The 24,821-nt window shown below is 56.9% G+C and carries 17 protein-coding genes; 9 read left to right on the top strand and 8 right to left on the bottom strand.

Annotated features, from left to right (window positions below):
* The 3 genes from ABEA92_RS18320 to ABEA92_RS18310 form a co-directional block, all read right to left on the bottom strand.
* A partial coding sequence (locus ABEA92_RS18320; RefSeq protein WP_345685294.1) for a 5' nucleotidase, NT5C type occupies positions 1-549 on the bottom strand: 549 nt, incomplete at its 3' end.
* Positions 550-2,795: 2,246 nt separating this feature from the next.
* Positions 2,796-3,857, bottom strand: a complete 1,062-nt coding sequence (locus ABEA92_RS18315) for a S1C family serine protease (RefSeq protein ID WP_345685293.1) — start codon at positions 3,855-3,857, stop codon at positions 2,796-2,798.
* Between the two features lie 100 nt (positions 3,858-3,957).
* On the bottom strand, positions 3,958-5,100 hold the full coding sequence (locus ABEA92_RS18310) for a S1C family serine protease (protein ID WP_345685292.1): 1,143 nt from the start codon (positions 5,098-5,100) through the stop codon (positions 3,958-3,960).
* 188 nt (positions 5,101-5,288) lie between these two features.
* On the opposite strand from ABEA92_RS18310, the gene ABEA92_RS18305 reads away from it, so the two are divergent.
* Both ABEA92_RS18305 and ABEA92_RS18300 read left to right on the top strand, forming a co-directional pair.
* On the top strand, positions 5,289-6,182 hold the full coding sequence (locus ABEA92_RS18305; RefSeq protein ID WP_345685291.1) for an SDR family oxidoreductase: 894 nt from the start codon (positions 5,289-5,291) through the stop codon (positions 6,180-6,182).
* A gap of 145 nt (positions 6,183-6,327) precedes the next feature.
* Positions 6,328-7,131: an MBL fold metallo-hydrolase gene (locus ABEA92_RS18300; protein WP_345685290.1), complete on the top strand. Its 804-nt coding sequence runs from the start codon at positions 6,328-6,330 to the stop codon at positions 7,129-7,131.
* Positions 7,132-7,498: 367 nt separating this feature from the next.
* Here the strand turns inward: ABEA92_RS18300 and ABEA92_RS18295 are convergent, their stop codons facing one another.
* From ABEA92_RS18295 to glgC, 4 genes are all read right to left on the bottom strand, one after another.
* Positions 7,499-9,142 carry an AAA family ATPase gene (locus ABEA92_RS18295; RefSeq protein WP_345685289.1) on the bottom strand — a complete coding sequence of 548 codons (1,644 nt, stop codon included), beginning with the start codon at positions 9,140-9,142 and terminating at the stop codon, positions 7,499-7,501.
* Positions 9,132-11,153, bottom strand: coding sequence for a peptide MFS transporter (locus ABEA92_RS18290; RefSeq protein WP_345685288.1), 2,022 nt, complete (start codon positions 11,151-11,153; stop codon positions 9,132-9,134). The genes ABEA92_RS18295 and ABEA92_RS18290 overlap by 11 nt, the downstream gene beginning before the upstream one ends.
* An 82-nt stretch (positions 11,154-11,235) precedes the next feature.
* Complete coding sequence (locus ABEA92_RS18285) at positions 11,236-12,138, bottom strand: GGDEF domain-containing protein (RefSeq protein ID WP_345685287.1); 903 nt, start codon at positions 12,136-12,138, stop codon at positions 11,236-11,238.
* Between the two features lie 292 nt (positions 12,139-12,430).
* Complete coding sequence (gene glgC, locus ABEA92_RS18280) at positions 12,431-13,687, bottom strand: glucose-1-phosphate adenylyltransferase (protein ID WP_345685286.1); 1,257 nt, start codon at positions 13,685-13,687, stop codon at positions 12,431-12,433.
* Between the two features lie 471 nt (positions 13,688-14,158).
* Between glgC and ABEA92_RS18275 the strand changes: the two genes are divergently transcribed.
* The 3 genes from ABEA92_RS18275 (at position 14,159) to ABEA92_RS18265 (ending at position 19,316) form a co-directional block, all read left to right on the top strand.
* The gene (locus ABEA92_RS18275) at positions 14,159-15,634 is read left to right on the top strand and encodes a Do family serine endopeptidase (protein WP_345685285.1); all 1,476 of its coding nucleotides are present in this window, start codon (positions 14,159-14,161) and stop codon (positions 15,632-15,634) included.
* Positions 15,635-16,052: 418 nt separating this feature from the next.
* Positions 16,053-18,131 (top strand): DNA mismatch repair endonuclease MutL, encoded by a 2,079-nt coding sequence (gene mutL / locus ABEA92_RS18270; RefSeq protein ID WP_345685284.1) that lies wholly within the window; start codon positions 16,053-16,055, stop codon positions 18,129-18,131.
* 288 nt (positions 18,132-18,419) lie between these two features.
* Positions 18,420-19,316, top strand: a complete 897-nt coding sequence (locus tag ABEA92_RS18265; RefSeq protein WP_345685283.1) for a response regulator — start codon at positions 18,420-18,422, stop codon at positions 19,314-19,316.
* A gap of 155 nt (positions 19,317-19,471) precedes the next feature.
* Here the strand turns inward: ABEA92_RS18265 and ABEA92_RS18260 are convergent, their stop codons facing one another.
* A complete protein-coding gene (locus ABEA92_RS18260; protein WP_345685282.1) occupies positions 19,472-20,641 on the bottom strand; it encodes an aldose 1-epimerase family protein in 1,170 nt (389 codons plus the stop codon).
* A 272-nt stretch (positions 20,642-20,913) separates the two neighbouring features.
* Here ABEA92_RS18260 and ABEA92_RS18255 point away from each other — a divergent pair, with 272 nt between their 5' ends.
* The 4 genes from ABEA92_RS18255 to ABEA92_RS18240 all read left to right on the top strand — a co-directional run bounded on the left by ABEA92_RS18255 (position 20,914) and on the right by ABEA92_RS18240 (position 24,700).
* Entirely contained in the window at positions 20,914-22,164 is a 1,251-nt protein-coding gene (locus ABEA92_RS18255) for a hypothetical protein (RefSeq protein ID WP_345685281.1), read from the top strand.
* A 55-nt stretch (positions 22,165-22,219) separates the two neighbouring features.
* Positions 22,220-23,245 carry a sugar phosphate isomerase/epimerase family protein gene (locus ABEA92_RS18250; RefSeq protein WP_345685280.1) on the top strand — a complete coding sequence of 342 codons (1,026 nt, stop codon included), beginning with the start codon at positions 22,220-22,222 and terminating at the stop codon, positions 23,243-23,245.
* A 64-nt stretch (positions 23,246-23,309) separates the two neighbouring features.
* Complete coding sequence (locus tag ABEA92_RS18245) at positions 23,310-24,440, top strand: Gfo/Idh/MocA family protein (protein ID WP_345685279.1); 1,131 nt, start codon at positions 23,310-23,312, stop codon at positions 24,438-24,440.
* A complete protein-coding gene (locus tag ABEA92_RS18240; RefSeq protein ID WP_345685278.1) occupies positions 24,440-24,700 on the top strand; it encodes a DUF4404 family protein in 261 nt (86 codons plus the stop codon). The genes ABEA92_RS18245 and ABEA92_RS18240 overlap by 1 nt, the downstream gene beginning before the upstream one ends.
* Positions 24,701-24,821 lie beyond the last annotated feature (121 nt).

Here is a 24,821-nt window from a genome sequence, read left to right as displayed (position 1 = left end):
AAAACCCTTCGTAAATTCTCTGGGTGATCGCTGAATCTTCAAAGCGTTCCACCGGCCTTCTTGAACCAAGGCCTTGAACATCGGCTCCGCTCGTGCCTCGCTCCGCGATGTCAAAGCCTTAATTGTTATCCCACGGTTTTTCAGGAATGTCAAAACGGCGATCCAGTCTGGAAACAATTCAGATCCGAATTCGATGAGCATCCCATCAAATCGTTCTTGGCCCTTTCCGGATGTATGATCGTCAACCAGGTAGTCGCCTTTGAGTAGTCCCTTGTCGGGTGAAAGGATCAGTTTTTTCGTGAACGCGTAATCAAAGTGTTGTTCAATCCAGATTCGTTTTTCCGAGTAGGAATGTGCGTTTCGAGTTGACGGAGCGGTGAGAATGAACACGTCATGCAATTCACGTAGCTCGTTGATGCATTCAATCGCGCCGTCAATTGGATCAAGGGCAAGGAAGAACCCCGGAACACCCTGAGGAAATGCCACATCGGGATTGTTTCGCAGCGCATTGGTGTGAGCGACCGTGTACGCGCACAACACGTCATCCATGTCGACATAGACGATTGCGATGGAAGGGTCTCCTGAGTGGGATAACTATCTTTTTAACCCCGGGTCAGTCGGGTGATATAAGCCGATTCGACCTTATATTACTCGGTGAGTCCAGTCGTTTGGGCTTTATCACTCGAGAGCATCCGGGAGACGACGATCATCTTGGTGTTGTAATTTGAGGCAGACTCGCTGCCCCTAGCGGGCTTTCGGAAAACGATCGAACCTGGTTCCCGCGGTGACTTTGCCGCTACGTACACGCCCAGCCGGCGGTGGAGTGTTGCCGCGTGAACCGGGATGGCGGCATCAGCGGTGGCCCGCCCGCTGGATCAGTCGATCCGTGGCGGGAGGCGGCCACGAAGGTAGGCTCGGGGAAGGACTGAGAAAATTAGATTGACAATTGGAAATCGAAGTGACAGTGGAGGCTGTTTCCGCTTGCACCTTCGGCTACTTGGGTGGCACTCCGCTGAGGTCCATCGCAATCACGAAAACGGATTATTGGCGATCCGAATCGCCGTTGCAAGCAAATTGTTCGGAAAATGAGCTTGCTGCTGCGAAGCAAAGAAACGCGAGATGATTGGGAGCGGGGGAAAGTTTTGAACAGAAGGCAAGGGAGGGATCGGAGACAAAGCGTTTCCTGTCGCCCCTTCGGGGCTTTTATTCTTGCGTTGTCTTGTAACCCACGGCTCACGCCGTGGGCTACAACATGCCGTCGCTGTCGGGACTTGGGGATGATCGTTGAAACTCGCGCGTTGTACGATGTGGTTGCTGTTGCTTGCGGCAACTTTGAGGCCGGGGAGAAGAATTGAAAAAGTTAAATTGACAATTGTAAATCTTAAAATGGATGGGTGTCGTGACTCGGCGGGAAAGGATGCTGCCGAAAATGATTCAACAGGAGGCAAGGGAGATAACAGAGAAGAGGTGATCTGCGGCTCTGTTCCCTCTGTTTGCTCCTGTTCAATTAAGACCGCGCAATCTACGTTCAGGTTTGCGGCGGGGGCATCTGATGTGATTGGATGAGCTTGGCTGGGCGTGGGTGACGGTCGGCTGGGGGGCGGGATCTTTAGCAAGATCCACTACGGAGGGTGGGGTGAGGCGGATCGGGCGCGGAATTGATGCGCGGTGCGAGTGAGACCGAGGCAGGCCCTCACCCGGACGTGGCCTTGAGGGGCCGTCCGACCTCTCCCGTGCTGCGCTCGGGAGAGGTGACTGGATGGAGAATTACGTGATTTGTGGCTCTGTTTCCTCTGTTTGCTCCTGTTAAAATAAGACCACGCATCTGTTGCATGCGTCTGCGACGGGGGTGCCTGGTCTGATTGAATGGGGCGAGTGAGAGTGGGTGACGGTCGTCTTGGGGCGGGATCTTTAGCAAGATCCACTACGGAGGGTGGAGCGAGACGGAACAGACGCGGAATTGATGCGGGGCGTGAGTGAGACCGAGGCAGGCCCTCACCCGGACGTGGCCTTGAGGGCCCGTCCGACCTCTCCCGTGCTTCGCTCGGGAGAGGTGCAGGATGGAGAATACGTGACGTCTGACTCTGTTCCCTCTGTTTGCTTCTGTTCAAATAAGACCACGCATCTGTTGCTTGCGTCTGCGACGGGTGTGTCTGGTCTGATTGAATGGGGTCGGTTGAGTGTGGTTGACGGTCGTTTTGGGGCGGGATCTTTAGCAAGATCCACTACGGAGGGTGGGGGTGGCCGGACCGGGCGCGGAATTGATGCGGGGTGCGAGTGAGACCGAGGCAGGCCCTCACCCGGACGTGGCCTTGAGGGGCCGCCCGACCTCTCCCGTGCTGCGCTCGGGAGAGGTGACTTGTGGAGAATACGTGATTCGTGGCTCCGGTTCCTCTGTTTGCTCCTGTTCAAATTCTCGGCGCAATTGCTGCTTGCGTCTGCGGCGGAAAGCATCTGCTGGGAGCGGAGTTGTGATTGAATGGAGTCGGTTGAGAGTGGGTGACTGCCGTCTTGGGGCGGGATCTTTAGCAAGATCCACTACGGAGGCTGGGGCTTGATGGAACCGGGCGCGGAACTGATGCGGGGTGCGAGTGAGACCGAGGCGGGCCCTCACCCGGACGTGGCCTTGAGGGGCCGTCCGACCTCGCCCGTGCTGCGTTCGGGAGAGGTGGCTGATGGAGAATTACGTGACGAGTGGCTCGGGCCAGACTTGGATCTAAACAACCAGTACGACGGGATCTTTAGCAAGATCCACTACGGCGGTTGGGGCGTTACCTATATCCTCGAGTTTTGCGCTAGTTCGCTGATCCGCGGGCTTCTTGCAACATGTTGACCATCTCGGGCAACACTAGCGATGATGGCAACGCGTAGCTGACGACGCGGCCGGCGCGGGCAATGTTCAATCCGATCACGCGGCCGGATGAATCGACCACGGGACCGCCACATTGGTCCGGGTCCAACACCGTGTCGTGCTGGAACACGCGATCAAACCCACTGAGCCGGACATTGCGGGGGCCGTTGACTCGCGAATCGTTCTCCGATTCTTGTAGCACTCCAAACTCGCGGATCCCGGCGTTCATCTCCATCGTGTTGCCAGAACGTAGGATCGTTAACTGGACACTTTCACCCGGGAACATGCCACGCAAGGTGTTGATCACGTTGTCGCTGTTGAAAACTTCTTGTCCGTTGATCGCGATGATCTGATCCTCGGGTTCAATCCCTGCTTCATCCGCACCGCTGTCGGGCCAAACTCCTTGCACTCGCGCTCGTCCATTGCTGCTGTTGCCCAACACGACACCGAGCCGCCCTTTGTGATCCACACGCCGCTCCAAAACACCCAGACTGCCAATCCCAATCGGTCGCCCCGTGCGTCCAGGGGTGATTACAAAGCTGCCCACCGGAGGTTGCTGAGGATAAAACTCTGCGGGAGTGAAATCAAAATCGGCGTCCACTTTCAGCAACGCCAAATCGTTCGACCGACGCACCGCGGCCACCCGCGCTGGCAACAACCGACCGTCATGCAACCGCACTCGAATCGGGTCACCGCCACTGAGTTCGCTACGTTTGGTCAGCACATAGCCGTCGGCGCCGACGATCGTACCAAGCGCGACGGGGCGTCCCCCGCTGGTCACTTGAACCACGGACCGCTGCACCGAAGCCAAGATCGGATCGACCAGCTGCATCATTTCGCCGTTGTCGCGGCGGTGCGAGACTTTGATACTAAATCCTTGACGCAACCACTGAGGCGTTCGCGATTGCTGCGCAGGTGCCGTATCGGCGATCCCCAGCGAGACAACCACCAAGACGATCACACCGCAAACGGTTCGTCGATGCAGATTTAAAAGCAATGAATTCAAAACGCTGTCTCCAACAAAACGACACCCGAGCCGAAGGAAATCCCCTTCGGCCTACGAACTAGTTTACGACCGAGCTACCACCATCGTCGAGCCTTCGCTGCTAATCCTCGCGACCAATTTCGACGACAACCCGAACCCGCTGATTGCTACGGTTGACCCAAACCTCGACCCGCTCGCCAGGCATCGTGTCCGCAACGGCTTTGATCAGCGATCCAAAATCGGTCACCTTCACGTCGCCAAAACGCTCGACTATATCGTCCACCATTAGCCCTGCGTCTTCGGCCGGAGACCCCTTCCGGACTTCGCGAACGCGAGCGACGGACTCCGATTGATTCCCCGAAACCCCTAAAACGGGACGGAATCCCGGCAGTACCCCCCACGCTTCGCTGGCGGCCAACCGTTTCCAAGAAATGTCGTAATGATCCACCGGAATATGCAAATTGTCGGCAACGTCGTTGCCAATCCGGCTGTGCACGGCGATCAAGCGTCCCTCGATATCAAACAGCGGTCCACCACTGTCGCCGCCGATCAACGCACAATCGGTCACGATCGCGTCGGGGCGGACGGTCAGAATACGGCCAACCCGAGTCACCGGGCCTCGTTCGCGGTCGTAGCCGCCGGGATGCCCGGTCGCGATGCACCACATGCCAGGCACCAATTTATCGCTGGTTCCGAGCGTCGCATGGGGCCACGGTTGGCCTTCGTTTTGTCCGTCATTGATCTTGATCAAACCTGCATCGACACTGCGGTTCATCCCCAACGTCGTTGCCATCACGGTGCGACCGTTGGACATGCGAATCACCGCACTTTTGTTGGGACGCATCGCCACGTGGGCGGCGGTCAAGATGTACCCGGTGTCGGTAATGATCACCCCACACCCTTGGGCCGCGCCGATCTGGACGCTGACAGTACAATCTCGAGCCAGCTTCGAGACTTGTTGCTGTTGCTGTTCCAGAAGTCGCATCTGCTCGAGCGACGCAGGGGTTCCGCCGCGACGCAGCAGCCCTTGCAGCGAATTTGGAACCGAAACCAGCGTTCCAGTGCTGACCCCACTGCCCACACCACTGCCAATTCCACTCCCTGCCACACCATTTATCGTGGTCGATGGCGGAACCGCCACCTGCGCCTGGACCGAGGGGACCGCCGGAGCAAGGCACAAAAGGATCAAAAACACCGCCAATCCTTTGACGCCAAACGGGGTGACGTTGCTAGGAGGGGTCGTTAACGCTACTGTCGAATTCAATGGCAGCTCCTCGCTGAGACTTCGTAAACGATGGTGCGAACCTGAGTTTCTAACGAATTGCTTTACCGACGCATCCTCCGCCGTCGACTCACTCGCGGCTTTATTGTAGCTGGTGTCGCAAGAATGGGAAAAATGAAGCCGCCAATCTGCCTCGCCGAACGCATTAAAACACCAACGAGCCCCCTTTTATGCCTAAATTACGCATTTTGATCGTCGGATGCGGCTACCTCGGAAGCGTGGTCGCCAAAATGGCCTGCGATGCGGGACACACCGTTTTCGCCACCACTCGCCGCCCAGACCGGGCTGCCGAACTGCGGCGACACGAAATTCAGCCGATTCTTGCCGATTGGACGAATCGTTCTGGTTTGCGGGAGCTACCGGAGGTCGACCGGGTCTTGGTCGCGGTCAGCTACGATTCGGCGAGCGGGATGTCGCGGGTCGAGTCGCAAGTCGGCGGGATGCGGAATTTGCTGGATTTTGTGCCGGAACAGGCTCATCTGTGCTACATCAGCACCACGGGGGTGTACCACCAAACCGGCGGCGAATGGGTCGATGAACGATCGCCCACCCGACCCAATCGCGAAGGAGGCCGGGTGCATCTGCAGGCCGAGGACTTACTGCACCGCCATCGCCCCGCTGCTCCGTGGACGATCCTGCGATTGGCGGGAATTTATGGGCCAGGGCGAGTGCCGCGGATCGATTCGGTTTTGCAAGGACAGCCGATCGTTTCGGCCGAAGCGGGCTATTTGAATCTGATTCACGTCCACGATGCAGCCCGCGCCGTGTTCGCGGCATGGCAGGACCGTAGCCATCGGTTGTACGTGGTTGGGGACGACGAACCGATGCCAAGACGCGATTTCTACTGTGAAATCGCTCGCCAATGCCGCGTGGCTCCGCCGGTTTTCGAGCCGCCACGGGCGGGTTCGGCCAAACAAATGCGAAGCGAAAGCAACAAACGCGTCTGGAATCGGCGATTAAAGACGAACTTATTGCCAAAATTGACCTTTCCCACCTACCGCGAAGGGTTGTCACAAATCTTGAAGGATGCCGCACGCGGAGACGTAAAACACGCTGGTTTCTAACAAATCGACGCCGTCTTGCTGCAAGACACTTGGTTCAAGGCCCTTCCCTTAGCCGCACATGGGGTGTCAACCGGGTTTTCGCGGTTCGCCGGGACTGCGTAGAATATCGCACCGGCAAATTCATCCCCTTCAGATTTCATTCGTCATGTTGATTCGTAAACCCATTTTCCCAGGCGTGATCGAGCTTAATTTTCAAGCTGGCGAGGTCCTCGGTTGCAACGTCTACCTGGTGTACGATCAAGACGAATGGATTTTGATTGACATCGGCTACGAAGAGACGGTGGACGATTTCGTCGAAATCATTCGGCAACTCGATTTCCCGCTGTCGCGGTGCAAGACGCTTGTCGCGACGCATGCGGATGTCGATCACATCCAGGGATTGGCCAAGGCCAAACAGCTACTGAAGACGACGGTCACCGGGCACCCCAAAGCGGCCAAACCGCTACGCGAAGGGGACACGCTGATCACGTTGGCAGAGATAGAGGCCCAGAATCTAAAGCTCGCGATGCCTCCGGTCGAAATCGAGCATGAGGTCAACGATGGCGACATCATCAAGGTTGGCAATTTGGAACTCGAAGTTTGGCACACTCCCGGCCACACCGACAGCCAGTTGGCGTTCCGTCACGGCGACGTGCTGCTCAGCGGCGACAACATCTATCGCGATGGCTGCATCGGCGCGATCGACGCCCACCACGGCAGCGACATCAAGGCGTTCGTAAAATCGTTAGAGCGAATCCGCGACAGTGACGTCAAATGGTTGGCCCCGAGCCACGGACCGATCTTCCGCAACGATAAAGATTTTCTAAATCGCACGATCGATCGCGTGCGAGGCTACTTGAAAATGGCCGATTTCGGCACGCTTGCCGACAGCTGGCCGTTGATGGACCAATGGGACGACGAAGTGGCCGAAGGCAAATTGCCTGAAGGACTCGTCCCGCCCAGTGCATAAAGGTGTGGAATTGGCCTCCAGCCTGTCATCAGCAAGTCGTCAGCACCATCTTCTGCAGCGAAACATCGCCGACGGGCTGCTGATTCAGTGAAGTTTCCTGCGGCAAGGGGTGTATGATGGACTTCCTAGTCCGTCAATTGGTGTACTGGACGGACTAGGAAGTCCGTCGTACGGCTAAATCAACAGCCCGTTAACGGTTTGTTGATTTAGTGAGCCGCGACACGTCAGCGGCCGGGTCCCACGCGCTACCCGGTGCCCCACGGCTCACTTTGCGATTTACTTTTGGACTAGGCTGGCAACCTTCGCTACGACGGCGTGAAGCGAAGGGGGGGACCATGACAGACTGGAAGTCTATCCCACATTCTGCCTATTTTTCGGCGACTTCGGCCCAGTCGGCTAACTGAATGTGCTCGCACTTTTTGCAGCGAACGCGGATGCCGAGTGAATCGGGCATGATCCGCACTTTGCGTTGACACCCGTTGCACTGGATCCGCAAAACGTGCGACTTGGCGATCAACGAATCAAGCTTGCTGCCGGAGACCCCAGGGACACTCACGTCGCTGGCCAGCAGCACAGTCAACAGCGATTCGGTCAACTCCGAGACCTCGGCGATGCGATCGGCCAGCCGGCGAATGGTGTCCTCGAATGCATTACGCACCAGTCGCCCATTGCCGAAATGACGGTCGCGGTTTTCATACAGATACTGAAAACCGATCAACAAGCGATGCCGCGCCTCGCTGGGCAATTGATACTGGTTCTGCTCGCACATCCCTTCAAAGATGCGGCCCAGGTCCGGAGGCGAATAGTCTTCGAAATCAATCTTGGTATTGATCCGCGACGACAACCCAGGGTTGCTGCGGATCATCTTGTCCATCTCGTCACTGTAACCGGCCAAGATCACCGCCATCGACTCGCGATCATCTTCCATTCGTTTCAGCAGCGTCTGGATCGCTTCGCGTCCATAGGCATCATCGCCCGAGGCGTCCACCAAACTGTAAGCTTCGTCGATAAACAACACGCCCCCTTTGGCGGAATCACAGAGCTTGTTGGTTTTCGGCGCGGTTTGCCCGGCATACTCGGCGACCAGTCCACTGCGATCGGTTTCAATGACGTGTCCTGAGGGAAGCGTGCCCAGCCCACCGAGGATTTGCCCGACAATACGCGCCACCGTGGTTTTGCCGGTGCCTGGGTTCCCAATGAACGCCATGTGCAAACTGATCGGCATCGTCGCCAGCCCAGCGTCTTTTCGCTGCTGCTGTAGTCGCAGGAAATTGGCATAGCTGCGAACTCGATCCTTGACGCCTTGCAACCCGATCAGCGACTCGAGCTCTTTCATTGCCGCTTGCAGTCGACGCTCGCGATCGGCTGCCGTCTCGGTTGCCGGCGTATCGCCCGACGGTTCGCTCGCCTGCTGCTGTTCGTGTTGGTAGGCGACTGCCGAAGGGCCTTCGGAGGACGCGTTTCCGATCGGAGCGAGCGTTGATTTTGGATTCGCCGGATGCAGCGCCATGTCGATATCCCGCTGCAACGTGTGCAGCGCGACTGATTCTTCGGGCATCGTTTGCCCGTCACACTTGGCGACCAGATTGGCCAAACGCATCACGATCGTTTCGACTTGCGCCTTGCTGTCGGCAAGCGGTGCATAGCGGACAAAGGGAGCGACAAGCGATTCCCAGGACAGTTGGTCGGCTTGCCCGAATAACCCGACAGCCGCTTCGCGCAACTGCCCGCCCTGCAGTTGTTCACCCCACAGATGATCGATCATCGCTGCAGCAACACGCTTTTCCGCGCCGGTCCAGCGATCATCGGCGCGAACGATGGTGACATACACCTTGATCAACAAACCACGATGCAGGTCATCCATCAACTCGACGAATTGGTTCGGATCACCTTCGATCAACGTGGGATAACGGCGCACCATCCATTGGCCGCAATGGTTATACAGTTTGCCGCAGTCGCGAATCACGCGACGCAGCAAACCAATCACACGTGCATCGTTTTTATCGTTCATCCTGCTCGTGCATCCAGCGGCTCAACCATGGCGACAACAGCAAACATGCGAGCCCTGAAAGCATCGCAGTGACTGCGATTGTACCAAACACGCCGCCGTACACGTCAACCGTCTCGGTCGGCAGCGGAATCACGCTGCCGGTGTCCCCGCCTTCGCTGACGCCGGTCAATTGCGAAATGATCGCAGCGAGGTACTGGCTAAACGCGGTCGCCAAGAACCAACCGCCCATCACCGTGCTGACGAGATGTCGCGGGCTGAGCTTGGTCATCGTCGAAAGCCCAACGGGGCTGAGACACAATTCGCCCATCGTTTGCAACAGATACCCAAGCAACAACCAACTGATCGAAACCATCCCACGACCGTTTGCGTTGACGGCTCCGTACCAGAATGCACCAAACCCTAGCCCCAGCAGCGCCAAGCCAAATGCAAACTTGACCGGCGAGGATGGATCGGAATCTCGCATTCGCAGCTGTGTCCACAGTGCCGAGAAAACAAGTCCCAGCAGCAGGATGAAGATCGGATTGACCGATTGAAACAAGCTGGCGGGCAATTCGGCATCACGCGAGGCGATCCCCATCCCGACGTGGCTCTCGCGAATCGTCCAATCGACTTCAAAGCCCTTGGCTTCGTGCTCGGCTCGCAACTGGTCCAAGTCCGAAATCGAGAAGATCTCGCCGTCTTTCCACTCATAGCCGATCTGTTCCTGAGTCGGTTCGATCTGGATCGTTTCGCCGACCATCGACTCGGTCACCACCGACGTTTCGACAACGCGATCGACGTTCCGGTCGGTAAACAAATTGACACTGCTGCCGGCTTGTTCAAAGAACGCAAAGAACAACATTTGAAAGAAGATCAACACCAACGCGACGATCATTCGTTGGCGTGGTATTTGGTCTAGTTTGAAGGTTTGGATAATCAGATAGCCAAAGGCGATGATCCCGATCACGGTCAACACCAACCCGGCCGGCTTGCTGACTTCCTTTAGAAAGACGACGGCAATGCTGCGGACCGCCTTGGATGCGGAAGAGGCGTCTTCCTGCACGTCACCGGTAAAGCTGTTGATCGTTTCGTCCGGGATCAGTTGGAGCGATTTTCCGTCGTCGGTCAGCGGCGAAAACCCGCTTACCAGCAGCGTCAACACAGGAATGGCGATCAATGTCCCGAGGTACACCATCCAGTCGTGACGACTATCCATGCCCTCAGGCCGCTGGCCCTTACTTGCACTCAAACCGCCACGCGACAGCGCGACGCAAGCGATCGTGCCTGCGGCGACCAAAGCGATCGCAACAAACACATTCACGGCCGTGGTCCACGGATTGTCCGGATGGAACACCAGCATGCCGATCGCGCTGATTGCCGCCCCCAGCCCGATCAGGGCCTGCGTTACCAGCGTGGGCATCACAAACACGGCGAGCCCGATCAACATCCCGATCGTGGCAAGCCCGAACCCATAATGCCATCCGTAGGTCTCGCCGACGTAGCCGCACAACAACGGACTCATTGCGGCACCAAGATTGATGCCCATGTAGAAGATCGTGAATCCGCCGTCGCGTTTCCCGCTGCCTTTGGGGTACAGCGAACCGACGATTGTTGAAATGTTGGGTTTGAAGAAACCGTTACCAACAATCAGCAGCGACAGCGCGATGAAAAATGGCCACTGTGCCTCGTAGGTCATCAACAAGTGGCCGGCGGCCATCAACACGCCACCCAAGATCACGGCGCGGCGTTGTCCCAACACGCGATCGGCCAACAAGCCACCAAAAAACGGCGTCATGTAAACGAGCGCCGTGTAGGCCCCATAGACCGTATAAGCTTGCTCGTCTCCGTATTTCAGGAACCCTTTGATCATGTACAGGACCAACAGCGCTCGCATGCCGTAGTAGGAAAATCGCTCCCACATCTCGGCAAAGAACAGCGTGTACAACCCGGTGGGGTGCCCGAACAAAGTAGATTGGCCTTCGTGCAGATCGGCGTCCGAAGGCGGGGGAGTTACTGAATCGTCAACGCTCATCGTTAAATTTAATTCGGGAAATGCAGGTTCGAGGACAGGTAAGTTGCCGAAGCAAATGAATGAAGCTGGGGAGTCGTTGTGTTCAGCCTTTGGCCACTTCAGGAGCGCCTACCAAACAGGTTCCTTTGCCGTCGTGGTAATACACTCGGTTGCGGCCGATGTTCTTAGCAGCGTAAAGCGCCTCGTCGGCCCGTCGCACGACGGGGCTGGCGACGAGGTCATCGCGAGGCTCGGAGACCCCGACGCTGATCGTGACCGACAAGGGTTTGGTTCCCAAATCGATCTGGTGCGACGCCATCGTTTTACGAACCTTGTTCATTTTGTCGGCGGCGATTTGCAGCGGAACGCTCATCAGAATCGCAAACTCTTCGCCACCGAAGCGGGCGACGATGATCGCGTCATCGAGTTCCAATTGCAGCAGTTTGGCGACCTGCTGAAGCACTTGATCGCCGACCTGATGCCCGTGCGTGTCGTTAAAACTTTTGAAGTGATCGATGTCCACCAGTGCCAGTGCGAACGAGCGACCGCCCTTGCGAAACGTCGCGAAGGTTTCGTCGAGTTTTTGGTCAAATGCGCGGCGGTTGTGTAGCCCTGTCAGTGCATCGGTGCGAGCTTCGGTAAGATAGCTCTCGATCTGCTTGGTTTGTTTGTCGAGCTGACGCTCGGCCGATTCAAGCCGAGTTTGCAACTGCTCGTTGCTGTCCATGATCTGTTTTAGTAACGCGATCACCTTGGGTGCCGATTGAGTGGATTGGGCATCCACCCGCACCTCGTTACTCAGTTCACCAAGCCGAGATTGATACTGCGAGACATTGCCGGAGTATTCGTTGGTCCAAGCCCCGAGTTCTTGCAGCATCTGCAGGACGCGTTCGCGTTCGTCTTGTGACATCGCTATCCCCGCCGTTTCGCTATGTTTGCGTCCGAACCGGTACCCGAGCATCAGCCCCACGGCCAATAGCACCAGGCCGGAAACGATACCTACCATCGTTGGGACGAGATTTCCCTGCAATAGTTCTTCGATGATAACCGTTTGCCCAATCGTAATTAACGAGGAAGTTCACAATTGCGAATGCCGAAGGTTCGCATCAAGTTTTTCCCTACCCGCCCCGGCGGGAGGAAGGTCACCCGGATGCAATACCTGCCGAAGCCCTACCCCGCTCAATCGCCACACCTGCCCCGGCCGTGCGAGTCATGCAGCAGCCAGCAGGGTACGACCCCGAGAGGGGCGCAGGCTAGTAATGTACGGCCTAGCGAGGTACAGCCTAGTAAGGTACGGCCTAGTGAGGTACGGGGTCACCGGCGGGGTGCGAAGCCAGCTGTTCTCCACGGGCGATCACGACCAATCCGCTATCGGTGACGGTAAAACCGCGTGCCTCATCGGCCGCACGATCATACCCGATTTCCGTTTCGGCTGGGATGCGAACTCCTTTATCCACGATAACGCGGCGTAAACGACAGCGACGCCCGACTTCCACCCCTTCGAACAAGATACTTTCTTCGACATGAGCATAACTGTTGACCCGGACGTTCGGCCCCACGATGCTACGCGCCACGCTGCCGCCGCTGATGATCGCTCCTTGGCAAACCAGCGAGTCGAGTGCCTCGCCACGGCGTGAGGAATGGCCTTCACTTCCGAAGACAAATTTGGGCGGCGGCAGCATCGGTTGGAACGAGCGAATCGGCCAATGTTGGTCGTACAGATTCAATTGGGGATCGACGCCAACCAAGTCCATATTGGCTTCGTAGTAGGCGTCGATGGTACCGACGTCGCGCCAATAGGCATCGCGTTTCCGATTTTCGTCCAAGAACGGAAAGGCATAAACGCGATGATGTTCGATCGCCGCGGGGATGATGTTCTTGCCAAAGTCGTGATCGCTTTCGGTCCGAGTGGCGTCATCACAAAGCTGTTCAAACAGGAAACGGGCGTTGAAGACATAGATGCCCATCGAAGCCAAACAGACATCGGGATCCTCGGGGGTCGCCATCGGATCGGCTGGTTTTTCTTGGAATCCGGTTAACCGGTTGTCCAAGTCGACTTGCATCACCCCAAACTGCCTCGCTTCGTCGCGGCTGACCCGCAGCGCCCCGATCGTGATATCGGCGCCCATTTTGCGATGGAAATCGACCATCGGCTTGTAGTTCATTTTGTAGATGTGGTCGCCCGCCAAGATCACGACGTCTTTGGGCTGTTCGCTCTCGATCGCGTAAATGTTTTGATAGACCGCGTCGGCGGTGCCTTGGTACCAATTGTTGTCGATTCGCTGTTGCGGCGGGACGACGTCGATAAATTCGCCAAGTTCACGGCAAAAGTAATTCCGCCAGGAAAGATTGATATGACGATCGAGCGATTGGGCCTTGTACTGCGTCAACAACAGCATGCGTCGCATCCCGCTGTTCAGTGCATTGCTGAGCACAAAGTCAATGATTCGATACAGGCCGCCGAAGGGGACCGCAGGCTTGGCTCGGTCTCGCGTCAACGGTTCCAGACGCGAACCCCGCCCTCCGGCCAAAATGACCGTCAATGTATCTCGCATACGATATTATTAGCTCCTTGCTTGCTTTGATTTTGCGTGCTCTGAATCGCCCGCTTGCGTGCCTTGAATCGCGTCGTGGATCGATCGATAGCCTACCAGATTAGTGGCTGGAAATGTCCAGCCCTGGTGGCGGGAAAGGGGGTATTTTTGGCCTACGGTTTGCTCCGAATACGCGGGAACTCGGGCACGCTGTCGCATCGGCAGACCGCGAAGATTTCAAACTGGGCAGGCTTCGCTGAGTTTGCAGCCACTCGGCGGCATTACCGCCCTTTTTTGCGTTTGCGGACCCCTGATTTTCGGATCGCCTTGGGCACGCCATCAGAGGTGACACCCCAGCGTCTGGGACGCCGTCGCGACGGGGACTCCGGCGGCGGCTCGTTACAATGAGGGTTGGTGCTACGATCGTGCCGGGTAAAGATGAGCGGAGCAGAGACAGTTTTTTGAGATTCGAATAGTTGAGGAGTCACCCTGATGGACAATCTGTGGAAGCGTGTTAGCGCCGTGTTGGCGGCGATGTTGTTTGGATCGCTGTTGACCGGTGCCGTGCTGAGTTTGCCCGAATCAATGCACCGCGACAGCCTCGCTCAAGACCAATCGCGGGTGCCGATGCAAGGCCAGCATCTTGACACCGCCCAGGATCTTTCGCTGTCGTTTCGCAACGTTGCTGACGCACTGCGACCAAGTGTCGTCAGCATCAGCACCAAACAAACCCAGATTATTGGTGGCCGGCAAAGCCAGCGACGCGCGTTGCCGCCAGGCTTTGAAGACTTCTTTGGCTATCAACCCCAAGCCCCCCAGCGGCGTGAATCCGAAGGGATGGGCAGCGGCGTGATCGTCCGCAAAGACGGCTACATTTTGACCAACAACCATGTTGTCCAGGACGCAGACGAGATCAAAGTCCAACTGAACGACGGACGCATTGTGCAAGGCAAGATGGTGGGCACCGACCCGCAAACCGATTTGGCGGTGATCAAAATCGACTTGGATGGACTGCAGCCCGTACTATTTGGGAGCTCGGACGACATCCGCGTTGGCGATTGGGCCCTGGCAATCGGAAGCCCCTTTGGCTTGGAACAAACCGTTACCGCGGGCATCATCAGCGGAAAGAACCGGGTGCAAGGGATTGTCGATGACGGCAACGGTTTTGAGGACTTTTTGCAAACCGATGCCGCGATCAACCCAGGCAACTCGGGCGGGCCGCTGGTGAATTTGCGAGGCGAATTGGTCGGAATCAATACCGCCATCTTGTCACGCAGTGGTGCAAGTGCTGGGATCGGATTTGCCATCCCCGTCTCGCTGGCAAAACCGGTGCTTGAATCGATCATCGAATCGGGCCAAGTGCGACGCGGTTTCTTGGGGGCTCAAGTGGTCGACGTGACTCCGGAAAGCGTGCAAAAATACAATCTGTCGGTGAACTCAGGTGCATTGATCGGCGGACTGCTCGAGAATCAACCTGCGGCGAAAGCGGGCCTGCAGCCTGGCGACGTGGTGACCAAACTGGACGGCCGTCCGGTCCGCTCGGGAACGCAGCTGCGAAATTATATCGCCAGCCGTCCGCCGGGAGCGACCGTGGTGATGGAGATCATCCGTAACCAAAAAACATCGCAAGTCACGGTGAATTTGCAGGAGCGTACCGATGAAGCGATGGCCATGTTTGGTGCTGGATCACTGTTTGGCGCCGAATTGATCCCCGTGACGCCGGAAACGGCCAAGCAATATGGATACGAAGGGCTGCGTAGCGGGTTGATCGTGACCAGTGTCGAAGACGGCAGCATCGCCGCCCAAGGCGAATTGCAGGTTGGCGATGTGATCGAATCTGCAGCGAACATCCAAGTGTCGTCGGTAGATCAATTGTCGCTGATCTTGGACGAGGCGCAGAAACAACGGCAACCGCTGCGATTGGTCGTCCGGCGTGGCAACGCCCGCATGCTGTTGGTCGTCCGCTAAAAACGCGGTCGATTCAGCATCCCGTAGTGGATGAGGCTACGAATCCCGGCAGCATCCCCGCTTTCGCATTTTGAATGCTGCGTTTTTATCACAACCCGTCGCGTCAGTTTTGAAGACCTAGAAAACCAGACCAAGCAAACCAGTGAATTGTAGGGCCGACGGCCCGGCCGTTCATTGGGATCTACTGACGTCGGCTGGTAAATGGCTAAGCCTTTGGCCCGAAGAATGTCTAAAAACGCGACTTCAGAACTTTCGCATGAGGGGGGGGGGATTCGCTGCGGGACTCGTTGCCTCGTCCACTACGGTTGTGCTGTCTGCTGCGGCCTGAGGGTGGGATTGTTCCGACGCTGCTTGCATGCATTGGTTTCGCTGCAGATTCTCGGTTGTTGATTTTGCGTAAAACGGTACATTCGTAAGGATGACTGCTACTGCAAAACCGCTGCCGACCATTCGTCAATTACCTCCCAATCTCGTCAACAAGATCGCTGCGGGCGAAGTGATTGAGCGACCGGCATCGGTCGTGAAAGAACTGCTCGAAAACAGCGTCGATGCGGGGGCCTTTCGCGTTGAAGTGACGATCAATGGCGGCGGCACCGAACTGATCCGCATCAGCGACGATGGTTGCGGGATGACGGCGGAACAATTGCCGCTTGCTGTGGCCAGTCATGCGACCAGCAAACTGCCCGACGAAGAGGCGTTGTTTCACGTCCACACCCTTGGGTTTCGCGGCGAAGCCTTGGCATCGATCGGCAGCGTTTCGCAATTGACGATTCGCAGCCGCACGATCGGCGACGACTGCGGCTCGGAGATCAATGTTCGCGGCGGGGTGATCGAATCGCCAACCCCTTGCGGGTGCCCGGTCGGCACGGTGATGGAAATTCGCAATCTGTTTTTCAACACGCCCGTGCGTCACCGCTTCTTGAAGACGGCGCAAACCGAGCGAGGGCATATCGTCGAAGCGTTTACACGAATCGCGCTGGCCAATCCCGACAAGCACTTTGTTTTGACCAGCAACGACAAAACGCTCTACGATTTGCCACCGACAACCCGATGGTCCGACCGCATTGCCGAGTTTTTTGGTGGCGAGATCGCGGATTCGCTGATCCCCATCGAAAGTGACGACTCGCAAATTCGCGTCAGCGGCTATGCCTGCGACCCCTCGGTCAGCCGAGGCAACAATCGCATGCAGTACATGTTTCTAAATGGTCGCCACATCCGCGACCGTTCGCTGCAACACGCGTTAAGCGAAGCGTATCGCGGGTTGTTGATGGTGGGGCGTCACCCGGTGTGCTTTCTGCGAATGGAAATGCCTGCCGAGATGGTCGACGTCAACGTCCATCCCACAAAACTAGAAGTCCGCTTCACCGATGGTGGCCGAGTGTATGGACGGCTGCTGCAGACGCTGCGTTACCAGTTCTTGAAAACCAACATGACGCATCGCGTCGGACCCGCTTCGACACCACAAACCAACACCGATTCAAGCAGCAGTGCGCCACGAAACGAGGTCGCCGCTGCCGCACCGAGTGTGCTGGGGCTTCCCAGCCGCGTCGAAGCCGAACAGCGACAAGGCGTGATCAATTGGGCACGCACGGGCGAAACCAGCCCAATGCCCGCGAGTTTGTCACCGGCAAGCTCGTCTCCTGCGAATTCATCGCCAGCAATGCCATCCACCTCGCTGCCGGACTTCCGCCCGTTTCCTGGCAACGCGCCGTTTCCGGCGAAGCCTTTGCCAGCGACCGCAGCGGGTGGTGCCGCCGTCGATGACAATGCCGCCGTCGACGCAGCCGCCGCAAACCATGCCGCCGCAAACCATGGTGATGCGGCGGCCGACCATGCGCCATGGGACGCTGAGCCTGTCGCCGGCAGTGGTGATCCAAACGGTGGCAACCCAACCGTTTGCTATCTCGGTTTCCAAGTTCACAATCGCTATCTCGTCACGCAGGACGAGAAGGGGATGGTGGTGATTGACCAACACGCGCTGCACGAACGGGTGCTTTACGAGCGGGTGAAAGACAAGGTCTTAGGCGGATCGGAGCGATTGGAATCGCAGCGATTGCTGGTCCCCGAGCCTGTTTCGCTGACGCCGGCTGAACGAACCGCGGCGCTGGATTCCAAAGACACGTTGGCCCGAATTGGGATCGAAATCGACGATTTTGGTGGCGAAACGATCCTGATCCAATCTTACCCCGCGATGCTAAAACGCATGTCGCCCGGCGACATGCTTCGAACGGTATTGGAATCGGTGATGTCGGCGGGCAAAGAACCCGACGCGCAAGACCTGCTGAATCACTTGCTAAGCACGATTGCCTGTAAAGCGGCCGTCAAAGCGGGCGATCCGCTCACGCGAGAAGAGATCACCAGCTTGCTGGAACAGCGTGATTTGTACCAAGACACGCACCATTGCCCGCACGGACGCCCCACCGCATTGTTCTTTAGTCGCGACGAATTGGACCGCATGTTTGGCCGCCTAGGGCCGCGTGGACGGGCCAAAGGGTAATCTTCAAGCGACCGCTTCAAAGCGATGCCGCATCGCCATCGCGTGAACGGCTGACGTCACCGCGAGGGCAAAAATCTTGCCCCTCTGGTACCGCATCGCTGCACACTGCGGCCGGCGTTGGTCTAAACTATAGAATGCACGCGCCTTTTCGAGCGTGGAACAGAGCCTTACCTAGCTGACTCGAGTCTCAACCTTGTAGCCCCATGCGGAAGCGCTGGGTGCTACACCCTCGAACTCGACCAGCACGGCTCGCGTGCGTTTCCGTTCCACTTAACCAACGAGTCCACGATGGCATCCATTTTACTGTGCGAAGACAGCCCGACGCATACGGTGCTGATGCAGACGCTACTCGAAGACGATGCTCACCAAGTACGTTGTGCGCAGGACGGACGCGAAGCGATGGCGTCGATCGCCGAGCACATGCCCGAGTTGGTCGTCACCGATTTGCGAATGCCCAACATGAACGGACTGGAATTAGTCCAAGCGTTGATGTCCGAACAATCGCAGTTACCCACCGTGGTCGTCACCGCGCGCGGATCCGAGGACTTGGCGGTCGATGCGTTGGCGTTGGGCGCCGTGAATTTTGTTCCCAAAAATTCGCTTAACATGCTGCTCAATCCTGTCGTGCGGCAAACGATCGCCTATTCGGGCAGCGATCGATTTTCGCAGGCATTGTCAGGGCAACTGCGTTCACCCGAGTTTTATTTCAAACTGCGAAATGACATCGAATCGATCAACCCAGCGACTCAGCTTGTCATCCAAGCACTAGCGGCCGCGGGTAAGCTGAACTCGACCCAGCGGATTCGCATTGGGATGGCTGTCGCCAGTGCGTTGTTCAATGCGATTTGTTACGGCAATCTCGAACTCAGCGACGAAGACTCGATTGTCGCCAAAGTGATCGCGGGCGATCGAGACAGCCACTGCGAACTGGCGAACCGCGCCACGTCGGATCGCTATCGCAAACGCTGTGTCCACTTGAAGGTTTCGGGTGGCGACAAGGACACGCGAATCTCGGTATCACATGATGGCAACGGCCGTCTCGCTCGTTTCAATCCCGCTCCCGGCACGCCGGAATCGTTTGAACTCGAGCAGTGCCGCGGCATGATGCTGATCACCAGTTTTATGGACGAGGTGATGTTCAATTCCGGTTTCAGCGAAGTCGTGATGGTCAAACATCACCCGTAAGGCCCGAACGACGACGCAGCGACTCATGGCACTGCAATCCACGCTCTGGCGCGATAGTAGCTACCTTGGCCAGAAGATAAAGACTCGCACTGGACGCCATTCTCCCACCGTCTGGCGACAGTAGCCACATCGAAGACAAAAAGGCGTGAGTGTGTCTACATCGACCAACCGGCTTTGGGGTCATCGTGAACCTGCGGGGCGTGAATCGCGGCGAGGCTCTTGATCCGGCTGCTGACCTTTTCGACGGCCGTTTCATCGGTCAGCACTTCTAATGACAACCGAAACGACCCGGTATCGGCGGGCTCGATCGTCACCACTCGCCCCTGTTCGGCTTCGAACGAACGCGTGTTGGGAAAGTTAGTTGCCGGTTCCATTCCGACCACATAACCATCGCTTTTGGCGCCGGTGTTTTTCCACAAGATGAAATTGGGAAGCTGGCTGACGTTGAAGGTGACCGCCATGCCACGATTTTTTTCCGCCGTGCGGAGCATTGCAGTGGTTTCGCTCGAATCGTCGCACACCAAGTTGGCAAAGTAGACACGCTCTTGGTACCCCGATTCGGGTTTATCGAATTGGTTCCAAGTCTCCAACTCGCTTGCGGACAATGCGTCTTTGGGAGCCAATTCTTCGCAGGCGGCTTCGAGCACGGCGCCGGGTTTCAAGATCGGCGAGCCCACGTTGATGTGATACAGCAACTGCATCGTTGTTGGAGTCGACAATTCGTTGGTGACGTCGTCCAGCAGATCCACGCGGTAGCTGCCCGCATGGACTCGCAACCGCGTTTTTAGCCGCAAACGTTTAAAAAACAGCCGCGATTCGATCACTTCGCCAATCAATTCGAGCCGACCGGACGCCTCGTCGTATTCGATCGACAACGAATCGGCGGCCAGATTTCCGATACGGCCGTGCAGCGGGTACTTCAGCTTGCCTGAGTCATCAAATTCGGGGGCCCCGTTGCTTTCCAGCCCACAGCGGACGACCAATTCGTCGAACCCTTCGAGCCAACCGAGCCCGCTGGGGTCAAACAGCGGGACTTGGGACGGATGGACTGGGCCAGTGATGGGCGAATCCCAGCCATACCGGATCCCTTCGGCCTCGATTTTCCAGATCGACATGCCTCGCGTGGGCAGCACGATGACCCGCATCACGCCGGTGTCGATCTCGACGACTTCGACATTATCCGATGCCCCCCCGACGAAACGGCCATGCCGGGTTTTGATATCTCCCATGCGTGTTTCCACGTCCATCGACAAGGGAGATTCGCTGTCCCAGGCGATTTGAGGCTCGCGGCGGTCCCATTTTCGAAGTGCGACAATTTCTGCCATGTTCTTTTGAATCTTTGAATGCGAGGGCGATTAAGCGTCAGTGAATGCGATCGGCCCGAGTAAGGTCGTGTTTTTAACAATTCTGAATCGGTGACGTTCTTGCCCGTTCGTTACGAAGCAAATAAAACATAAACTCCTCAGAAACCAATTTAGGGCGTCCATTTCAGCCCACCGAGCATTTTCGACTTCACTTGAACACGCTCGGTGACCGAAGAACACGTTTCCAGCCTGAACATACTCTTTCCTTGCGAGATTCAAAGGTACTACGATCGATGGGTAACGTTAAGCTGGATGAAGGCTTAATTAAAGGTGACTCCGTTGCGGGAATCCTCGACTCCGCCATGGACGCGGGCGAGGGACTGCTGCGATTGACCCCCACCTGGGTCCCCCGGTCATTTTTGCATCCCGGACGCCGAATCAAGTTGCACCCCGGCGACTATTATCGCTTTGGTGCCGACCGCGGCGGTATCGACGAGCGATGGTTCGGCAGTACCACCGAAGCGGCTAACGAAGGTCGAGTCTGGCACGAAGGATTGAGCTTTGTCCTTTTCGAAGGCAAAAAGTTCATGCTGAAGGACGCCGTCTCCGAGCGTGGTAACGATATTGTCGGCGAGGCGATCTATTCAAAATACGATCGTTGGCCCGTTTACTCGAAATTCTTTGACAACATGGGGCCGATCCCCCATCACATGCATCAAAGTTTCGAAGACGCCAAATTGGTGGGCCAAGAAGGCAAACCCGAAAGCTACTACTTTCCACCCCAGCTGAACAACGTCGACAACAACTTTGCCTACACGTTCATGGGACTCGAACCAGGAACGCAGAAAGAAGACGTGCGTCGCTGCTTGGAAAACTGGAACGCTGGCGACAACGGCATCCTCGACCTCAGCCGCGCGTACCGACTCAAGCGTGGTACCGGATGGTTGATTCCGCCAGGCGTCTTGCACGCTCCGGGATCACTTTGCACGTACGAACCGCAGTGGGGCAGCGACGTATTCGGGATGTACCAATCGATCGTCGAAGGCCGCTACGTGCCTTGGTCGCTGTTGGTCAAAGACATGCCCGAAGAGAAACACCAAGACCTCGACTTCATTGTTGGGCAATTGGATTGGGAAAAGAACGTCGACACCCACTTCAAAAACAGCAACTACCTCGAACCGGTTCGCGACGAAGAACGCAGCGGCGATGGTTACGAGGACCTGTGGATCGTCTACGGTACCGTCGATGGCGAGCAGTTGTTTAGCGCCAAAGAGTTGACGATCCAGCCCGGTGCAAAATGCACGCTGCAGGATCCAGGTGCGAGCAGCTGGATCACCGTTCAAGGCCGCGGCCGGATGGGATCGCTCGATCTGCAGACGCCCGCCATGATCCGCTTTGGTGAAAACACTTCAGACGAAGTCTTCATCTCGCACGTCGCAGCGACGAATGGCGTCGAGATTGAAAACCTTGGCACCGAACCGTTGGTTGGACTACGGTACTTTGGGCCAAACACGCACAAGAATCTGCCCAAGGCCGGCAGCTAACACGGCTAAACGAACCGCCAGCGACTCACACGAACACCTTTAGGAAATGAAAGCGATGAAACTTCACAATGCAATGTGGCCCGGATTGGTGGGCAAGGGAACCGACGAAGGCCAAGAGCCACCGATCAGCCTCGAGCGGATGCTCGACCTGACCGCGGCAGCTGAAGTCGACGGCCAAAAGTTTGATGGCATCGATTACTTTTTGTTCCTGCCGCACACCAATCCCGAAGCCAGCGACGACGAGATTCGCAAGATTGCGGATTTGATCGCCAGCAAGGGCTTGGCGGTCGGTTCGTTGGTCGCGCCGATTTGGCCGGGCACCGTTGGTGATTCGGCGATGGGGGATGCCGAGCAACAAGCCAAGTTCCTGTCGGCTGTGAAGATGGCTTGCCGCATCGCGGGGATCTTTAACGACCACGGCGTGCGTCAATACGGAGCGATCCGCATCGACAGCGCCGAGTTTGGTGTCGAAAAGTGGCGTGAAGACCCCAAGGCGAACACGCAAAAGATTGCCAACACGTTCAAAGAAGCGGCCAAGATCGCGGCCGACCATGGCGAGCGTTTGGCGGCCGAAGGCGAAATCTGCTGGGCCGGCATGCACAGCTGGAAAGACATCCTCGATCTGCTCGAAGCCGTCGGAATGCCCGAATCGCTTGGATTCCAAGCCGACTTGGCGCACACCTATCTGTACTTGATGGGCTACAACGCGCCCGAACATGCACTGCTGCATGAAGGCTACAGTGACGAAGAGTTCTATGCAGCCTATGAAAAGATGACCGACAAACTTCGCCCCTGGACGATCGACTTTCACGTCGCACAGAATGATGGCGAGGTTCACGGTGCCGGCTCGCACGACAAGACCGGGAAACACTGCCCGGCGGATGATCCCAATGGCAAATTGGATATCGTCAAGTGCTCGGGCTATTGGCTCAAGGACGCCGAGAAGCGTGGCATCAAGCACATTTGTTGGGACGGATGCATGTTCCCCAATGCGACGCTCGAAGACCCTCATACATGGAACACGATCCTCGACACGATGATCAAGGTCCGCGACACGCATTGCACTTCACAAACAGCATAACCCCCTTTCGTTCTTCCGCGAACGCACCGAACTCGCTAACAAACGCAACAAGGAAACACACACGATGAAGCCGCTGAATATTGGGATGGTTGGATATGGGTTCATGGGACGAACTCACTCGAACGGTTATGCCCAAGCGAACCACTTTTTCCCATGCGAATACAAACCGGTCTTGAAGGCGGTGTGTGCTCGCAACAAGGAAAAGGCACAAGCGTTCGCGGACAACTGGGGTTACGAGTCGGTCGAAACCGATTGGCGCGAAATGCTCAAGCGTGACGACATCGACGCCATCGATGTCTGTACGCCTAACAATTTGCACAAAGAGATTTCGATTGCTGCCGCCGAAGCGGGCAAGATGGTGCTGTGCGAAAAACCGCTGGCACTGAATCAAGCCGATGGCGAAGAGATGTGCCAAGCGGTCGAAAAGGCCGGCGTGAAAAACATGGTCTGGTACAACTATCGCCGTGTCCCCGCCGTCACGCTGGCCAAACAATTGATCGACGAAGGTCGCTTGGGCCGGATCTTTCATTACCGAGCTAACTTCCTGCAAGACTGGACGATCAACGCCGACGTGCCTCAGGGTGGTGCGGCGACATGGCGTTTGGATGCCGAAGCGGCGGGCAGCGGCGTGACTGGTGACTTGTTGGCCCACTGTATCGATACAGCACTTTGGCTGAACGGCAGCATCAAGGATGTGTCGGCTGTGACCGAAACGTTTGTCAAAGAGCGGATGCACAGCGAAACGGGCAAGAAAGAGCCGGTCAAGATCGACGATGCTTGCAGCTTCTTCTGTCACTTCGACAACGGTTCGCTCGGCTTGTTCGAATCGACTCGTTACGCTCGTGGACACAAGGCGCTTTACACGTTTGAAATCAATGGCGAAAACGCCTCGATTCGCTGGGACCTGCACGATCTGCATCGTCTCGAATACTTTGACCACTCGGACGATTCGATCGTTCGCGGTTGGCGAAGTGTGCACATCAGTGACGGCGAACAACCGTACATGAAAAATTGGTGGGTTCCTGGACTGAACATTGGTTACGAACACACGTTCATTCACCAAGTCGCCGACTTCCTGAAATCACTGGAAACCGGCGAACAAATGCACCCCAGTTTCCGCGATGCACTCGAAACGCAAAAGGTTTGCGACGCGGTCTTGGATAGTGCAGCCCAACGCGCCTGGAAGGACGTCTAATGACACGCGAAGATTTGCTCTTGGCACTGCAAACCGTTCATCAAGAACTGGAAAATGCGGACGACCTCGCCGACGAGGATGTCGCCCGCTTGCGGCAAACCATGGCCGAAATCGAAGCGGTGCTAGGGCGAAGCGATGACGAAGAAAGTTCGCTGAGTGACCAGATCAGCGAATCGGCGCGTCGTTTTGAAAAGTCGCACCCGCTGCTGACCAACACGCTCGGCCGCATCGCCGACATGCTGCAGCAAATGGGTATCTAGGTTCGGCACTGCTGTTCCACTGCCTGAGCTCGACGTCCGAAATTCGCCAAGACTTTCGGGCCGAGCAGGTGAACCGGACGAAAGTCTTGACGACTTCCGCTACAGGGAATGCGGCGACGAG

This window comes from Novipirellula caenicola, assembly GCF_039545035.1.
In the GTDB taxonomy this organism is placed as follows: Bacteria; Planctomycetota; Planctomycetia; order Pirellulales; family Pirellulaceae; genus Novipirellula; species Novipirellula caenicola.
The sequence above is the reverse complement of the archived record's forward strand: the minus strand, read 5'-3'. Positions and strand labels throughout refer to the sequence as shown.

Bases quoted from the DNA above. Each gene is read 5' to 3' on its own strand.
- ABEA92_RS18305 (WP_345685291.1), top strand. From the start codon at position 5,289: ATGCCTAAATTACGCATTTTGATCGTCGGATGCGGCTACCTCGGAAGC.
- ABEA92_RS18300 (WP_345685290.1), top strand. From the start codon at position 6,328: ATGTTGATTCGTAAACCCATTTTCCCAGGCGTGATCGAGCTTAATTTT.
- ABEA92_RS18295 (WP_345685289.1), bottom strand. From the start codon at position 9,142: ATGAACGATAAAAACGATGCACGTGTGATTGGTTTGCTGCGTCGCGTG.
- ABEA92_RS18290 (WP_345685288.1), bottom strand. From the start codon at position 11,153: ATGAGCGTTGACGATTCAGTAACTCCCCCGCCTTCGGACGCCGATCTG.
- ABEA92_RS18285 (WP_345685287.1), bottom strand. From the start codon at position 12,138: ATGGTAGGTATCGTTTCCGGCCTGGTGCTATTGGCCGTGGGGCTGATG.
- glgC (WP_345685286.1), bottom strand. From the start codon at position 13,687: ATGCGAGATACATTGACGGTCATTTTGGCCGGAGGGCGGGGTTCGCGT.
- ABEA92_RS18275 (WP_345685285.1), top strand. From the start codon at position 14,159: ATGGACAATCTGTGGAAGCGTGTTAGCGCCGTGTTGGCGGCGATGTTG.
- mutL (WP_345685284.1), top strand. From the start codon at position 16,053: ATGACTGCTACTGCAAAACCGCTGCCGACCATTCGTCAATTACCTCCC.
- ABEA92_RS18265 (WP_345685283.1), top strand. From the start codon at position 18,420: ATGGCATCCATTTTACTGTGCGAAGACAGCCCGACGCATACGGTGCTG.
- ABEA92_RS18260 (WP_345685282.1), bottom strand. From the start codon at position 20,641: ATGGCAGAAATTGTCGCACTTCGAAAATGGGACCGCCGCGAGCCTCAA.
- ABEA92_RS18255 (WP_345685281.1), top strand. From the start codon at position 20,914: ATGGGTAACGTTAAGCTGGATGAAGGCTTAATTAAAGGTGACTCCGTT.
- ABEA92_RS18250 (WP_345685280.1), top strand. From the start codon at position 22,220: ATGAAACTTCACAATGCAATGTGGCCCGGATTGGTGGGCAAGGGAACC.
- ABEA92_RS18245 (WP_345685279.1), top strand. From the start codon at position 23,310: ATGAAGCCGCTGAATATTGGGATGGTTGGATATGGGTTCATGGGACGA.
- ABEA92_RS18240 (WP_345685278.1), top strand. From the start codon at position 24,440: ATGACACGCGAAGATTTGCTCTTGGCACTGCAAACCGTTCATCAAGAA.